This window comes from Paenibacillus oleatilyticus (genome assembly GCF_018998565.1).
In the GTDB taxonomy this organism is placed as follows: Bacteria; Bacillota; Bacilli; order Paenibacillales; family NBRC-103111; genus Paenibacillus_G; species Paenibacillus_G oleatilyticus.
The window spans coordinates 161,402-177,476 of record NZ_JAHNZO010000001.1 but is presented as its reverse complement, the minus strand read 5'-3'; the positions used below and the strand labels follow the sequence as shown (position 1 = coordinate 177,476).

Below are 16,075 nucleotides of genomic sequence, written 5' to 3'. Positions count from 1 at the left end.
ACAAGCATGCTCAAGCTGCCGAATTTGGATGACCGCATGTACGAGCATATGGTCGAAGCGGCCCGGAAGCAAATCCCTGCGCTTTATCCGGCATGGACCGACGAGAACGCGCATGATCCGGGCATGACGATGCTTGAAATGCTGGCTTGGCTTATCGAGATGCAGCAGTATTACTTAAACCGGGTCACCGAAGCCAACGAGCTGAAATTTCTTAAGCTGCTTGGCGTGAGACCCCGGGGAGCGGTGCCGGCTTCGGTCGAAGTTCAATTCGAAGGCGTCGACGCGAAATCCAAGCTTCCCCGTGGAACCAAGCTGTCGGCCGGCGGGCTGATCTTCGAGACGGCGGAGCCGCTTCTGCTCGTTCCCGCCGTCCCGGACAAGCTGATTGTCGCGACCGACTCCGGCTATTTCGACTATACCGCCTCCAACGAGGGGCGCAACGTATCGTTTCCGGCATTCGGGGCCAAGGGGGAAGCGGGCAGCCGATTGTATATCGGGTTCACCGAACCGCTGCCGACGAATCAGCTGCTTACCCTGTCGATTCGGTTATACGAGAACTATCCTATCGTTCCGGTGCAGGATACCGAACGGGAACGCATTCCTTCGGCCAAGCTGGAGTGGAGGATATTCGGTGACGGCGGAGAGGACCGTCCTGCGGACTGGGGGCCGGTCGACTTGCGGCGGGACGAGACGAACCATTTGTCGCAAAGCGGCAAGCTGTTATTCCGGCTGGAGCGGCTTATGCAGCCAAAAGTCATCGGGCCGGCGACGGACCGGGAACGGTATTGGATCTGCTGCGAGGTCGTCGAAGCGGGGTTTGAGCTGCCGCCCAAGATCGAACACGTGGCGTTCAATGCGGTGACCGCCTTCCAGCACGACACATGGAGTCTGATGGAGGAGTTCGCCTGGGACGGACGAAGCGGACAAGGGCAATTGCTGGAAATCAGCCATTATCTGGCTTTTTTTGGCACAGTGCGGATTCAAGTGCGCACCGAGGCCCAAGGGGAGTGGGAGGAATGGAATGAGGCCGGTGATCTGCCGTCTGAGGTCCCGGAGGATAAAAGGAAAATTTACGCAATAAGCCGAAACGGCGAGAGCAAGACGGTCCGGATCGCTTTCGGGGAGGAGGCGGGCGGACAAGCGCCGCCGGATGGCATCGGACGGGTAAGGGTCATTTGCCATACCGGGCGGTTTCGCGATCAGCGGCGGATCGGCACCGGAAACGGGCTGCCCCACCAGCGCTGCGAGCTTCCCTGCTCTTCCGTCGTCGCTGAAGCGTTCCGGCTTCAAATCGGAGAAAAAGACCCCGTATCCGGCGAATGGCTGTGGTATGACTGGCACCGGGTCGATGACTTTGACCGATCCGGTCCGGACGACCGGCATTTCCTGCTCGATCCGCTGAACGGCATCGTTCTCTTCGGCGACAACGAGAAAGGGATGGCGCCTCCGCCATCCGACGAGCCGAACATCGTGGTGCTCGCCCTTCGTTCGACCAAAGGCGTATCCGGGAATATTAACGCCGCCTTGATTCAGCGTTTCGCCGAGCCGTGGCCGGAGGTGGAGCTTGTGCGCCCCGTGAACCGGACTGTCGCTGCGGGCGGCTGCGCTCCGGAAACGCTGGAGGAGGCCAAGCTGCGAGCGCGAACGGAGCTGCAGCAGCCCGCAACCGCCGTGACGGCGGAGGACGTGGAGCGGATCGTGCTGAATACGCCGGGACTCCGCGTGGCCAGAGCGCGGGCGCTGCCTTTATTCCGCAAGGGGCTGAAGCGGTATCCTGAGGAACGGTCGCCGGCGGCCCTTTCCGTCGTGGTGGTGCCCTACAGCGAGTCGCCGAAGCCGATGCCGAGCCGTGGGTTTATGGAAACCGTGAGACGGCATTTGGACAAGCGACGGATGATTACGACGGACATTCAAATTTTGCCGCCGGAATATATTGAGATTAGCGTGCATGCCGTTATTGCGGTAGAGCCTTCGTTCAAGGACGAAGCGAACATCGTCATCCGGGAGCTGACCCGGCTGCTTCAGCCTTTCGACAACAAGGTCGGAACGAGCGGCTGGGCTTTCGGACGGACTGTGTACAAGGGAGACATCTACGGCGTCATCAATCGGATTCCGGGGATCAGCTACATTCAGGACTTATGGATTTCGGCCGAAGGCAGAGGATTTCATAAAGATGCCGACGGCGATATTCAAATCCCGCCGTACGGGCTCGTATATTCCGGAGAGCACGACATCGAATTGATCAGCTTGACCGAGTTGTAATAAAGGGGGCGGGCGCATGATGGGACCTTTCCGTTTTTTTTCGCTGAACAAGCCGTCGGATTGGAAACGGGGAATGACCTGTAACGTCAGCATCGATTCCGCCGGACTTGCGCTTAAGCAAACGGAGCAGTACGGCATTGCGGCGAAAATTTCACTGGCGGAATGGGAAGGCGGAGGGCCCGGAGCGATTGGGGATATCGCTCCGGGCCGGCAGGACCGAATCTACCTGCTCGATGAGTCTGCCGCCCTGTGGCTGTACGATCCGGACAACCGCCATCTGGAGCCGCTGCTTCGCGAAGGACACGGCACATTCACCTCCTCCGCTTATTTGGCGGCCGTAGGAGATACGGTGCTGGCCGCAGATCCCTATGCCGATACGCCGCTTATGGCCTTTCATGCCGGCAACGGCCAAGCGGTATGGAGCTACAGCGACTACCGCGGGGAAAGCTTGTATCCTTTGGGCGCAACCCAAGCGGGTGGGCAGTTTCTGGTGTTTGCCATTGTAGATGGCAGCAGACTCGTCTTAGTAAGGCTTGGTTCCTCGGGCCAACTGCTGGCGGAAACGGAGATCGATCCGGATCGGGTATTCCCTGACGGAATGGAAGCGTTGCGGGGCCGGTTTCAACTCGCCGGGACGGAGGACGGGACCGTCTGGCTGCTGGATATCGTGACGGGGCGGCTGCTTCGCCAGCCGGATGGCAGCGAGCCGGAGTGGTTCAACGAAGCCGTCCGGCAGCCGAGGCCTTCGGGCATCGCGGTGGACGGGCGAGGCGGCTTGTTTATCGGGGACGCCTCGGGCGAAGCGACCGGTGACAACCAACATTCCCTGCTCCGGGCCGAAATGTCCGGAGAACAATGCACCGTCCGGCCGATCGCTTCGTACCACGGGCGGTCCGACAAGCTGCTGACGAATGCGAGCGGACAGCTTTATGCCTGGAACCGCGCCGAAGCGACCGTCACCGTGCTGCAGCTGCTGCCCCGCACGAATTCCTGCGGGAATGGCCGCTACGAAGGAACGTGGATCTCTTGTTCCCTCGATAGCGCCCGCAGCGAGAACGAATGGCACAAAGCGGTGCTGGATGCAGACATCGAAGAGGGATTGCAGCTGCGTTTGTCGTGGTTTGCCTCCGATCGTAAAATGGTGACGCTCGGCGGACACGTGCTCGATCTGGATCAATATATTTCCGATCCGGCCGTTCCGGACGAGGAGATGCTGGATGCTTTGAAACCGCTGTGGACGCATACGTTAACGAACCCGAAGGATGCGCTGCTGGTGTCGGCGAAGGGGCGCTACTTGTGGCTGAAGCTGGAGTGGATCGGCAGCGAAACGGCTTCCCCGCTGCTTCGCAGGCTTCGTATATACGATCCGCGCATGTCCTACCTATCGTATCTTCCGGCTATGTATCAGGAGGACGAGAAGAGCCGAAGCTTTCTGGAGCGCTACTTATCGCTATTTGCGACCTTTATGGAGGAGACGGACGAGACGATTGCCGGCATTGCGCGATATTTCGACCCGGATGCGACGGACGGCCCTTACCTGCGGTGGCTTGCCTCGTGGCTGGGCCTTTCGCCGGATGAGCATTGGACGGAACAGCAGCTGAGACTGTGGATGCGCGAGGCCCCCGACTTGTACCGGTTCCGGGGCACTCGGGCGGCCATATCGCGGATGGTGGAGATTTACACCGGCGAGGCGCCGATGATTATCGAGCATTTTCAAATCCGGCACTTGCTGGAAAATGCCGAGTTCCGCGAAACTGCGAGCCGGCTCTACAGCGACGATCCTTACACGTTCTGCGTTGTGGTGAAGCCGGAGCATGCCGCTTCGGATAAACAAAAATATGTGCTGCAGCAGCTGCTGGACGCCCAGAAGCCCGCCTTCACGGAGGCCAAGCTGGTAGTGCTACAGCCGTGGATGAATATGGATATGCATACGTATCTTGGCATCAATACGACCTTGGCCGAGCCGTCTTGGTTGAAGCTGGACCGGCGCGCCACCTTGCCCTATCATACGGTGCTGATCGATGTGGAGCGCGACAACCGCATGGACATTCATACGAGACTCGGTCTCGATTCGGAGCTTGAATAACATTATATGATGAAAGAGGAAGCGGAGCATGAAAAAGTCCAGGTTTTTTCCGTTTGAACGCAACCGGTACTTTTACGGCAAGCTGCTGACGGTCCGAGATTTCGAGTCCGAGCAAAAATATTTCAACGACAAGCGGCGTCTGTTGAACCGGCTGCTGTTCGGAAGCGGCGTAGTGGCGGGCTTGCAGGTGGTTGCGGTGGACGACAAGTCGGTATCGGTGCAGTCCGGGCTCGCGCTGGACGGCCTCGGACGGGAGATTACGGTCTCCTCGCCGGTCACGCTTAAGCTCTCGATGATGGAGGGCTTCAACAATAACGACTATGCCAAAAACGTATACCTCTGCATCGCATATGACGAGAAGGGCAAGGAGCCCGTACATGCGGTGACCAACAGCTCGGCCCGCCCGGATGAGATCAGCGAATATAACCGGGTGGTGGAAGGGTACCGCTTGTTCATCCGGGAAAACGCGCCGGAGCCCGCGCAATTCGAGTGGAACGAGTTTGCGCTGGCGACCGCGGTCCTGTACGATGACGGGCACGTTCGGGTGCTGCAAACCGTGCCTCGTTACGTGACGGAGGGCGAGACGTTCGAAGCCCGGCTCCGGATCGAGAAAACGCTGCAAACGCCGCCGATTACATTCGAGTACGAACCGCTCGGCGGGCTTTTTCCATTGGTGGAGGACTCGGGTTATTTAAACGCCGGCAAAATCCGGTTCGATGTGCCTGCGGACAACAAATCGGATGATTTCGTCGTCCGGTGGCCGATAAGGGCAGCCGGAAGCGCGGGGGAAAAAGGGGATTTCGGTTCGAAGCCCGGCACGGCCGTTCTCACGATCGGCGACCGGCGTATTCAGGTGGAATCGGCCTGTTCACAGACGATTGAAATTGTCGCGGATACGGAAGAGAAGCTGTGGGAGGCTTATGCCGCCCGATCGATGGACGAGGCGCTGGGCTCGCCGGCGGAGCCGGAGGTCGTGCTGGCCAAAATCAGCCTGCTGCAGATGGGCCCAAGCTACGTCATCGACCATGTGACGCCGCTGCCGTTTAACGAGCTGATCGCAAATTCGCCTCTGCTGGGCATCCTGGCAAGGCGAAAAGGCAGCAGCTTGCCAAGCGGGGGCAGCGACAGGGCGGCCTTTACGGCCGGCGCCTCCGTACGGCAGCTGGGAGCGGACCAGCCACCGCAGTTCTCCGTCGGCTACCGGGCGGACAAGGGTCATTTTGACTTCACGTTAGGATTGCCGCAGCAGAGGTCCGCTCATCAAGTGATCGGCAGCGGCGTCGTGGACCTTCCTATGGCCGGGGGGATCGTCAAAAGCGGCATGATCTCGTTCGGCAAGCAGGAGCGGAGCTATTATACGGATGAGATCAGCCACGGTCTTGGACCGGGGCAGGTGATGGTAACGGTCGGCCTGGAGATGGCCGATAACGATATGATTCCGGATCTTCTGAACGTGAACGAGAGCATATTTTACGGGGCTTCCGACGTGTTTCAGGGAAGCGATTACGATATCGGCCTGCCGAAAGTATCCGTAGGGACCGTCGTCTATCCGCGAAGAGGAACGTTTCGGATCGGGTTGAAGCTGCTGTCTCCGGCCGAGGGCTCAAGCTTGCGTTTGAGATGGTGGGCGGTGCGCAGCAACAAGGACACGGCACAACAGGCGGCCGTAACCGACCTGTCCTTCTCCGAGCGTGAAGCGGCAGCCGGGACGGACAGCAAATAAGCGGCGCGCTCGACGGATCGCAGACAACCCCCCGGTGAGGCATCCCGGATTCACGAAGGGTGCCCCCGAGCGGCAGAGGATTGCATCAAACAGCGAGAAAGCGAGGAAGCTCGATGCCCATTCGTCCGACGATAGCGCACAGAACGGCCGACCCTGCGGCGGAATCCGGTCAAGCAAGGACCCGAGCAGGAAACGGGTCTTTGCTTCCGCCCCTGCAAGCAATGATGCAGCTCCAGAAAAGCTTGGGGAACCAAGCGGTCTTGCAGCTTATGGGGAAGAAAGACGAAGAGTCTGACACGCGTAAGCCAGCAACGAAAAGAAAAAAATCAAAAGACGCAGACGATTCGGAACAGAAAAAAAAGAAAAAGAAAGTGATCAAATCCAAGAAGCTGAGCGAAGAAGAACGGAGGGAGCAGAACTCCGCAGCGGCCAAAAGACGTTTGGAGCAGAAGAAGGCTTTTTTCAAGAGGGTCAAAGCTAAATTAAATCAAGGTCTAACCGGCTCCAAATGGGAAAATTCGAACGTAAGCTTGTCCGCCGGGGAAATTCACAAGGTCCCTGTGAAGTTTGCAGATACGGCTGAGAAAAATGCGGGATCGGATCAAGAGCACGTCAGCGTCAACGACTTGTACAATAATAATGCAGTATCCTTGATTCCACCGAAAAGCTATGAGAACAACCGGACGGATCAAGTGCTGCGCTGGATTTCCTCCGCCTTCTACTTCAAGCTTAAAGGGAAGACTCAAGAGGTTCAAGCCGGACTGTTCGACGATGACCGGTTTTATCTCGCTGCGAACGAGAATCAGAATAAGAAACATTTCGTCAGGAAAAACAAAAAGCAAGAGGTGGATGAAACCGGGTTAAGCACGAAGGAATTGTTGGGAAACATTGTGCGGGAATACGAAAAAACCGGAGCCGAAAAATTTCCCAAAATGCTTCCGGAAGTAAAGGAACGAGTCGTCCGGCATCTGGAAAAAATCAAAGCGCGTCTTTTGCAGGATGAGCTGCCGGAGGAGTACGCTCATTTGTCGGATGCCCTTGACGCCAAGCCGATCGTTGCGATGGCAGCAGAGAAAGCGAATGGGAAGAAAGTGGACCTCCATGCGGAGCGGCGGATCAAAAAATATTTGAACGATGACGCGAAGTTTAGAGCGGGGCATGTGAAGGGCTTGAAGCGTCCTTGCTTAATCTGCATGATGGCGAACTACGGGGAGTACAAGGCCGGCAACGACGACTGGATGGACAAATGTCCTCATATTCCGGAGCGCAGCGGCCCGGGATGGTTGAGCGAGGCGGCAACGTACGGATACGATATCGAAGCGAACGCGGATACGATTAACCGGCTCATCCCGCGAACGTACGCCAGTATTCCGAAGTCGGAAAAAGAAAAGATGGACCAAGACCCGGATTACGTACCCAAGTTCTCTTACAACATCGATACCGACTCGGAGTCGGATGTAGACGAGTCCGAGCTCGAGGACGAAATGGACGAGGAGGATGAAGACGAACGGAGAGCTGCGGCGGGAGAGGAAGAAATTTTGTTGATGGAGGAAGACGAACAGATTTTTTTCATGGACGAAGAAGAACAAGGATTCACGATGGGGGAAGAAGAACAGGGCTTCTTAGAGGATGAAGATGAAATGGAGCTGGGCTTCTTGGCGGACGATGAAGAAGAGGACGATATGCGAGGCTAAGAAGGGAACGCGGGCACGAACGGCGACTTTGAACCAAAAAAGCAGCCAAGCGGAGAAAGCCGGGCTAGTGCTTCGTTTTCTCCGCTTTTTGACCGCCGGACACTTCCAGTTCTTTCAGCGTATGGGCGGGGCTGTAAAGGAAACGGTAAACATACGAATCGGCGATGTAAATGTCTCTTCGTTCGTCCGGCGATACGCTGAGGCTTGTTTTTGCCAGCAGGGCTTGCTTCGGATCGTCCTTGACGAGCTTGCGGTAACGCTCTTCAAAGCTCGCCGCCAGAGCTTCGATCGTATCCGGGTCGGTCAGCTTCACAGCCGCAATATAGGTGGCTTGAGGGTCGGACTGCGATAATTTCACGGTAAACGCCATCCGGTAATTGCGGTAGCCCATAAGCAGCTCCGGCGTTCCGTCGGGGGTGTCGATGACAGTGGTTTCCGGCGCTTTGCCCAGCAGTTCTTCGATTTTGGTCCCGGTCATCCCTAGAAAAGCGGTATAATCGGGCTCGCCCTGCCGAAAGAAACCAACGTAAGTCGGCTTTCCGTCCTTGCCGAGCAGCTGCCCCAATCCGTCGTACAGTCCGCCGGAGAATCTTCCTTTATAAAGCGGCTGGCCGTTTTCGGAGAAGGCCTCTCCGTTCCCGCTGTACACGCCGGCGACAAAGTCCCCGCTGTATTTCGGGTTGCCGTTTTCGTAATAGGCTTGTCCCGTTCCGCTGTACCGGCCTGCCATAAACGCTCCCTTATACTTGGCCGATCCCGTTCCGAAATACTCCGTGCCTTCACCGGAGTACGATCCGTTTGTGAATCCGCCTTCGTATAGTACCGAGCCCGATTCGGCAAGCAGCTTGCCTGCGCCGTTATATTTTCCCGCCAGAAACTGTCCCTGGTACTTTACCGCGCCGCCGGAATCGTATTCGGTACCGTCTCCGGAGTAAAGGCCGCCGACGAAGCTTCCTTCGTACATGACTTTGCCGTTCTCGTCGAACGCCTTGCCTTTTCCTGCGGGGATGCCTGCTTGAAACTCGCCCTGGTAGCGGATTTTACCGTTCGGGTGGAACAGGGTGCCCGTGCCTGAATATAGTCCCTCGGCAAAGCCTCCGCGGTACAGCAGCGTGCCGTCGGGACCGAGCTCTTCGCCGGATGCAAGCTGGCCTTTGTCGAACTCCCCTTGCCGGTTCAGCTTTCCTTTGGGATCGTACAGCTTCCCGGGGCCTTGAAAGACGCCGTCCTTCAGCTCCCCTTCGTATTTGAACCAGCCAGCTTGATCGAAAACTTTGGCTTTGCCGGTATAGGTGAGAGGGGCTCCGCTCTGCTCATGAAAGGTTGGTACAAATCCGAACATGCGGCTCACGAAGGCCGGAGGCTTGATCCAGATGAAATAGACGAGTGCCAGCAGGACCAGCGCCACAATGACGATGAGCCTCTTTTGCACATAGTAATTGCCGATCGGCACGTAGCTTTGCTTGGTGACTTCCTTGGCGCTCAGAATCGTTTTGCAGGCGTCGGTCGTCTTCTTGACCGCCAGCTTCGGCAGAGCGGCCGTTTGCTTCAGCGGGGCGATAAACGGCTTGATCATCGATTCAATCACTACTTGTCGCTCCTTCTACGGCACTTGAATGGTCGCTTGGCCGGGAACTGCAATCTCGATCAACCCGCCCCAGGAACAGACGAGCTTCGAGCTGTTGTTCAGGGCAGGCATGTTGCCGATTAGTACGGTCGGAGAGCCTGGCGCCCATGGCGCAGCGGTCACGGGTACGCAGGGCATGGGGGTCATAACGCCGAATTTGGCCGCCGTTGCCGCAGCGACCTGCGGATTGGCCATAGAGCTGCACATCCCGAAAGGCAGCACGTTGACCATCGGCTTGTTGTCCATAATGTTGGCAATCGGCATGGAGGTTGTGACCCGGTTCGCCGGCAATACCTGAAGCGAAACCGGCGCATTGCCGAAGCTGCACCGGATCGTCGCCCCTCCGCATACAAGTTGTCCCATCTTGCCGCCCCCCTTTTTATTTGCTAAGTCGCGTGCTTTGCTTCATTACCTTCATACTACTATACTCGCCTGAAGCAGGCAACGAAAGTTCGACATTTTTAGAACAAAATGGATGTATTGGATTGGAAAATTATAGTAGTATGGAAGCGTAGGGGGAAGGATGGCGAATCGTGTCGATATGGATAGGCGGGAGTGGGTTCTTTTGAGAAAGCTGCAAAAAGCAGCCGTCGCGCTTATGGCAGCGGCGGTGATCGTACAAGGCCTGATGCCCTCGGGCACGCTGGCGGAAGAGCGGCGAATTACGCTGGAGGAAGCGTTAAAGCTGGCTGCGGCGGAGTCGGGGGAGCTTGCGCAATCCCGCCTTCAGGTTCAAGCCAAGACAATAGAGCTGACGCAAGCGCAGGACGCCGTAACGAATCAGCGCGAAAAGGACAGCAGCAGCCGGCTTGCGAAGCCGCACAGCTTATCCCAAGATTTGGGCATCGGTCTTAAGGTTCCGGAAGCGCGCAAGGTGCTGGGCGAGGCCGAGCGGGAGCTGGCGAGCAAGGAGCTGCAGCTGCGCTCGGAGGTGGAGAAGCTTGTTTTCACGACGCTTCAGGCGGCGGATAACGCAGCGCTGCTGGAGCAAAAATGGACGCAGGCCCAAAAGCGGCTGACCACGCTGGAGACGAAGCTGAAGTTCGGAGCTGCCGGACAAGAAGAGGCGGATAAGCGGAAGGAAGCCGTGGATCGCGCGCAATCCGAGCTGAAGGTCGCCCGATTGGCGCTCAAATCAGCCAAGCTGCAGCTTGGGGAGAAGCTGGGCATCGATCCGGAATCGGCGTTCACCGTGGAGACGATGCCCGATTACGTCGTGCTCACGCAGGAGCAAATGCGGGAGTTTGTCGCTTATGCGGAGAAGCATGATTTTGAGCTGTATAAAGATACGGAAGCCCGGAAACTGGCCGAGGAAAAAGTCCATCTGACGCGCAAGCTGTACTCCGCCAAATTCGGCGAGAAGGACATGCAGCTGATCGAAGCGATGTACTCCACCCCGGCGATGGATTACGAGCTGTTCATGGCGAACTACGACAGCCTGCTCGGCGAGATCAAGCGGAAGTGGGAGGGGATTTTCTTGATCCCGGTTCCTATCGTTCCGATCGTTTTGCGGGTGCCGAAAGTTGTGCTGCAAGGGGAATATGACGGGCTGCGTTATTTCGACGACGCGCCGTATTCGCTTCCGGTGTCGATGCTGGAGGCGGACAAAGCCCGGTTGAAGGAACAGGACACCCGCAAAAAGCTGATCGACAAAGTGAAAAAGTCGTACCTCGACGCCAAGACGGCCGAAGAAGCTTATGCGCAGGCGTTAATGCTGGTTGACACGCGCAAAACCGAGCTGGAAGCGGCAAGCAAAAAGCACGCCGTCGGCTGGATCAAGGATGACGAATTCGAGAAAGCGAGCGAGGCTTCGGAAGAAGCGCAAAAGGGGGCGATAGCCGGGTACTACGCTTACAGGAGCGCCTTGTTGGCGCTGAACGTCGTCTCCGCAGGCGCGCTCGATTCGGCCTGGAAGCCGGGTGCGCTTCCTTATCGGGCTGCGGTAGCAGCGGACCGGCGCGAAGAAAGCGGAGCTGGACCGGACGGTCACGATCAGTAAAGCCGGAGCGGTCTGTTCTGCCGTGTGGACCGTCCGGAAGCTTATCTAAACGGGACGCCCGCCACGCTGGACTTCCCTCCCCGGTTCGTCGAAGGAAGAACGATGGTTCCTTGCGATTTGTGCCCGAAGGATTGGGGCTTGGCGTGACTTGGCATGAGCCGTCTGCGATCATTCGGATCGACGGCTTCGGCGAATAGAGGAGAAACGATAGCGGATGAACAAGAAATTAATTCTTTTACTGCTTTCCGCAGCCATTGTATTGACGGGCTGGGGGCTATACCGCACGGCGGGGCAAGGCATCGCGCAGCTTCCTTGGGACCGCTCCCTGGCGTTCGAAGGCATCTTCAAGGTGACCGCGGATTCGGCGGATCGTTTGTATTTCATCGGCAAATCCAAGCGCACGATTATTAAAACGGACAAGGACGGCAGCATTTTGTACACCCACTCGGTAAGCAAGAACGTATCGGGCGGAATGAACCAATATAACGGCTTGGCGGCCGACGACGAAGGCAACGTCTATGTGCTGAATACGCGGCTCGATCCGTACGGCCTATATGTGACCGGGGAGAACATCGTCAAAATCAGTGCGGACGGAAGCGACGTGCGCACATTGGCTGAATACCGCTACGACACCCCTAACGAATCGATGCTCCGCGTCGGGAAGATCCGATCGTTGACAGTACAGGACAACCGGCTGTACTACTACATTTTGGACGACAATTCCGTCCTTCTGCATGCGCTGCCGCTGAACGGAGGCACCGGTGAGGAAGTGTTCCGCACGACGCTGCCGGCCGGCGAATTGCCGGCCGATGCGGCGGGAGTAAGTGCGGAGGGCCGCTTTTACTCGACGAAAAAAGACCGGATATTCCAGGTTCTTCCGAATGGCGAATCCCGCCTGGTGTATCCGCTGGCGGGAATGGACAGAACGGCCCGCGACATTGCCTTGTCCTTGCGGGTCGATCCGCAGCATCGTCTCGTTTTTGTCAACGAGCAGTTGAACGATATCAGCCGGCTTGATCCGCAGGAGCCGTACGTCGTCGAATCGCTGCTGAATAAGCAGCTGTTTGACAAAGCCGGTTATGGTAAGCTGGGAACGCTGCTGCACGTCTATGCATCGCCCAACGGCGGCATTTTTGCCGTGACCGAGAACCAGTTCGTGAAGAGGGACCGGGACGGGGCGATTGCGCAGTCTTTTTCATCCTTTGCCTATACGGCGAGAGACACGGCTCTGGGGTACTTATTCTGGTTTCTGGCGCTGATCGAGCTGGCGCTGGTCATTTGGCTTCACCGGTTCGTTTACGTTCATATGCTGGACCGGAAGGTGCCGCTGATGCTCAAGTTCCTGATCGCCTTTGTGCCGATTGTCGTCGCTTCCATGCTCTGGCTGTCGGAGGCGGTTTACCAGAGAGTGTCGGAGAAGCTGGAGCATGAGGTGGAGAACAACTTCCTGCTGGTTGCCGCCGGAAGCAATTATTTCGTCAAGGGAGACGATTTGGAGGAGCTGAACTCTCCGCTGGATTACATGAACGGCGATTACCTCACGATTCGCAGCAGCCTGTCGGCCCTGTATGGGTCCCTGGGGGGCAAACGCGAGGGGCAGTATACGACCTTATATAAGCTGGAGAATGGGGAGCTGTTTATCGTCATGGATGATGACAGCAGCGTGCCGATGTTCCGGCCGATGGAGCTGACGCCGGATTACCGGCAGGTCATCGAGACGGGGAAGGCGGTTACCGGCTCGACGGACGACTCCAGAGGGTATTGGATTTATGCGCTCAGTCCCGTGTATAACTCTTCCGGGAACATGGTCGGGGTGTATGAAACGGGCAAGGATGCGAACGGACTCAGAGAGCATAATCAGGACTTAAAGCTGGTCATCATCCGCAACATGGGGCTGATCACGCTGGTTATTTTGCTTTTGTTTAGCGCGATCGCCTTGTCGATCTCGATCTCCATCCGCCGATTGCGTGCCAGCGTCAACGAAATTGCGGGCGGGAAATGGGAGGCGGCTGTCGATATCCGTTCGCGGGACGAGCTCGCGGACTTGGGCGACCGCTTCAACATGATGGCGCTCCATATCCGGAATTACATCGGTGAAATCACCAGCTTCAGCGAGGCTTATTACCGCTTTGTCCCGCAGCAGTTTCTGAAATTTATCGGCAAAGACAGCATTGTGAACGTGCATCTGGGCGATCAGGTGCAGCAGGAGATGTGCATTCTGGTTTCGAATATGAGGGAGTTTTACCGGTTTTCACGCGATCTGACGCCGGAGCAAAATTTCAACCTCATTAACGCCTATTTGCAAAGATTCGGTCCGGTCATCCGCCATCAGGAAGGCTTCGTCAGCAAATATTTGGGCGCCGGCTTTCTGGCGTTGTTTCCGTCGCAGGCCGATCGGGCTTTGAAAGCGGCGACGGAGATGAGGAAGGCGCTGGAACAATATAACGACGAGCGGACAAGCGCCGGCAAAGCGCCGATCGATATGGGAATCGCCATTCATCACGGCCCGGTTATGCTAGGGGTCATCGGGGAGGAAAAGCGAATGGAGGGAGGGGTCATTTCCGAGCATGTGAACCGGACGGAGCAGCTCGAAGCCCTGACCGACAAGCTCGGGGTGTCCGTCCTGATCACGGAGGCATTTTACAAGCAGCTTGCGAATCCCGCGGAATTTTCCATCCGCTCGCTCGGACAGGTGCTTCCGTACGGCGAGGATCGCGCGGTCCGGCTTTACGATGTTTATGAAGGGGACCGGGCCGAGGTGCGGAAATTGAAGGAGGAGACCCGGGCCGCCTTCGAAGCGGCCGTCGAATGGTATCGGAACGGGCGATTTTACGATGCCCGCGAGGCGTTCCTGCAAATCATCAAACGCAACCGCTGGGATCAAGCGGCCCGGCTGTATTTTTACCTGTGCGATGACTACTTCCAGAACGGGGCGCCTGCCGATTGGGAAGGCACGCTGACTCTAAGCTGATCGGAGATGGAAGGATTCGGGTTCTATATTAGGACAACTGCATAGCAAGGGGGGACGCTGCTAGGAGACGGCGGGCATAGGAGCCCGGCCGTTTCTTTTTTTGTTACATTGACAATGGAAAATCATCAATCTACACTTTTTTTATTAGACCACTTATGGGAAACAAACCTTCGGCTCGAAAGGATGATATAAGAAATGCACTTTCACATCGCTTACCACGCCTATCTTGAGCGTTATCCGACGAAGCTCTTGGCGCTCTACCATGCGCTGCACGACGGGGTAACCGGAGGGGTTCTCGCCTACGGGCTGCGGCTTCCGTCGACCCGGGAGCTGGCCGGGCTGTACGGGCTGTCGCGCGGGACGGTCAATCAGGTGTACGAGATGCTGGCTTCCGAGGGATATTTGCAGTGCCGGACCGGAAGCGGCACTTACGTCGCTTTTCGCAAGGAGGAGCAGGGCGGCGCGGGGGCGGCCCGTCCGGAAGCGTCGTATCGCCTGTCGGCTTGGGGAGAGCGGCTCGAATCGGCCTCGCCCCGCGGCCGCATGGTGCCGCGGCTGGCCGTCGATTTCGACTGCTTCGCGCCGGACCTTGACGCTTTTCCCCGCGAGGCGTGGAACCGCTGCTTGTACGCTGCGGTGCGCGAGCTGACCGCCTCCGGCGCGGGCCGCGGGGAGTGCCCGCCGCAAGGCTACGGGCCGCTGCGCGAAGGCATCGCCCGCTATCTGCGCCGTGCCCGCGGCATCGCCGTAGAGGCTGAGCATATCGCCGTCACGGGCGGCTCGATGCAGGCGCTTGCGCTGCTCGCGCAGCTGCTGGTCGAACCGGGCGAGCCGGCTGTCGCCGAGACGCCGGGCTACGCGGGCATCCGCCGGGCCATCCGGGCCGCCGGGGGACGGTGCATCGACGCGGAGGTCGATGCACAGGGGATCGTGCCCGCGGACTGGGAGGCGCGGGCGCTGTTCGTGACGCCGACGCGGCAGTTTCCGACGGGGGCGGTGCTGAGCCTGGAGCGGCGGCAGGCGCTGCTGCGGTGGGCGTACGAGTGCGAAGCCGTCATCGTCGAAGACGATTACGACAGCGAGTTCCGCCACCGCGGCAAAAGCCTGGAGCCGCTCAAGACGCTCGACCGCGAGGAGCGCGTCGTCTACGTCGGCAGCTTCACCAAGACGCTGCTTCCCGACGTCCGCATCGGCTACGCGGTGCTGCCGCCTTCGCTCGTGCAGCCGTTCGTCCGCGCCCAGGCGCTGTACGAGCCGCACCCGGCCAACCTGCTGGAGCAAAAGGCGCTGGCCGCTTTTATGGCTTCCGGGGAGTACGAGCGGCATCTGCGGCGGATGAAGCGGATCTACAGCCGCAAGTTTGGCTCGTTCATGCAAATGCTCACGAGCGAATTGTCGGACCGGTTCCGGTTTGTCGAAAGCGACGCGGGCCTTCATATTTTCGGCTGGTGGCTGGGAACGGAAAGCGAGTACTTGGACTACCGGGCAGCTTGCGAAGCTCGCGGCGTCCGTTGGTCGGAAGCGCGGGTCGAGACGGAAGCGGGAGTAAAATACGGAGCGTGTTTCAATTTTCCACATTTGTCCGAGGAGCAGCTCAGGCAAGGCGTGGAACGGATGAGTCTCAAGACCTTGAAATTAACAGAATATTCATATAACTCTATATAATCCCTTAACAAAACTTTGCTAAGCTAGGACAGTATGACTACTCCTTGT

General features: G+C 57.9%; 10 protein-coding genes. 8 read left to right on the top strand and 2 right to left on the bottom strand.

Annotation, left to right across the window (positions count from 1 at the left end):
• The first annotated feature begins 6 nt into the window (after positions 1-6).
• The 4 genes from KQX66_RS00840 (at position 7) to KQX66_RS00825 (ending at position 7,765) form a co-directional block, all read left to right on the top strand.
• Positions 7-2,262, top strand: coding sequence for a putative baseplate assembly protein (locus KQX66_RS00840; protein ID WP_216788674.1), 2,256 nt, complete (start codon positions 7-9; stop codon positions 2,260-2,262).
• Between the two features lie 16 nt (positions 2,263-2,278).
• Positions 2,279-4,348, top strand: coding sequence for a phage tail protein (locus KQX66_RS00835; protein WP_216788671.1), 2,070 nt, complete (start codon positions 2,279-2,281; stop codon positions 4,346-4,348).
• A 28-nt stretch (positions 4,349-4,376) separates the two neighbouring features.
• Positions 4,377-6,071, top strand: coding sequence for a hypothetical protein (locus tag KQX66_RS00830; protein ID WP_216788669.1), 1,695 nt, complete (start codon positions 4,377-4,379; stop codon positions 6,069-6,071).
• Positions 6,072-6,184: 113 nt separating this feature from the next.
• A complete protein-coding gene (locus KQX66_RS00825; protein WP_216788667.1) occupies positions 6,185-7,765 on the top strand; it encodes a hypothetical protein in 1,581 nt (526 codons plus the stop codon).
• Positions 7,766-7,829: 64 nt separating this feature from the next.
• Here the strand turns inward: KQX66_RS00825 and KQX66_RS00820 are convergent, their stop codons facing one another.
• Together KQX66_RS00820 and KQX66_RS00815 are read right to left on the bottom strand one after the other, a co-directional pair.
• A complete protein-coding gene (locus KQX66_RS00820; protein WP_216788666.1) occupies positions 7,830-9,353 on the bottom strand; it encodes an MORN repeat-containing protein in 1,524 nt (507 codons plus the stop codon).
• A 15-nt stretch (positions 9,354-9,368) separates the two neighbouring features.
• Entirely contained in the window at positions 9,369-9,755 is a 387-nt protein-coding gene (locus KQX66_RS00815) for a DUF4280 domain-containing protein (protein WP_216788665.1), read from the bottom strand.
• Between the two features lie 202 nt (positions 9,756-9,957).
• Between KQX66_RS00815 and KQX66_RS00810 the strand changes: the two genes are divergently transcribed.
• The 4 genes from KQX66_RS00810 to pdxR all read left to right on the top strand — a co-directional run bounded on the left by KQX66_RS00810 (position 9,958) and on the right by pdxR (position 16,027).
• On the top strand, positions 9,958-11,391 hold the full coding sequence (locus KQX66_RS00810) for a TolC family protein (RefSeq protein ID WP_216788664.1): 1,434 nt from the start codon (positions 9,958-9,960) through the stop codon (positions 11,389-11,391).
• 24 nt (positions 11,392-11,415) lie between these two features.
• A complete protein-coding gene (locus tag KQX66_RS38155; RefSeq protein ID WP_368858139.1) occupies positions 11,416-11,538 on the top strand; it encodes a stalk domain-containing protein in 123 nt (40 codons plus the stop codon).
• Between the two features lie 67 nt (positions 11,539-11,605).
• Positions 11,606-14,362, top strand: coding sequence for an adenylate/guanylate cyclase domain-containing protein (locus KQX66_RS00805; protein WP_216788663.1), 2,757 nt, complete (start codon positions 11,606-11,608; stop codon positions 14,360-14,362).
• A gap of 195 nt (positions 14,363-14,557) precedes the next feature.
• Positions 14,558-16,027 (top strand): MocR-like pyridoxine biosynthesis transcription factor PdxR, encoded by a 1,470-nt coding sequence (gene pdxR / locus KQX66_RS00800; protein WP_216788662.1) that lies wholly within the window; start codon positions 14,558-14,560, stop codon positions 16,025-16,027.
• Positions 16,028-16,075 lie beyond the last annotated feature (48 nt).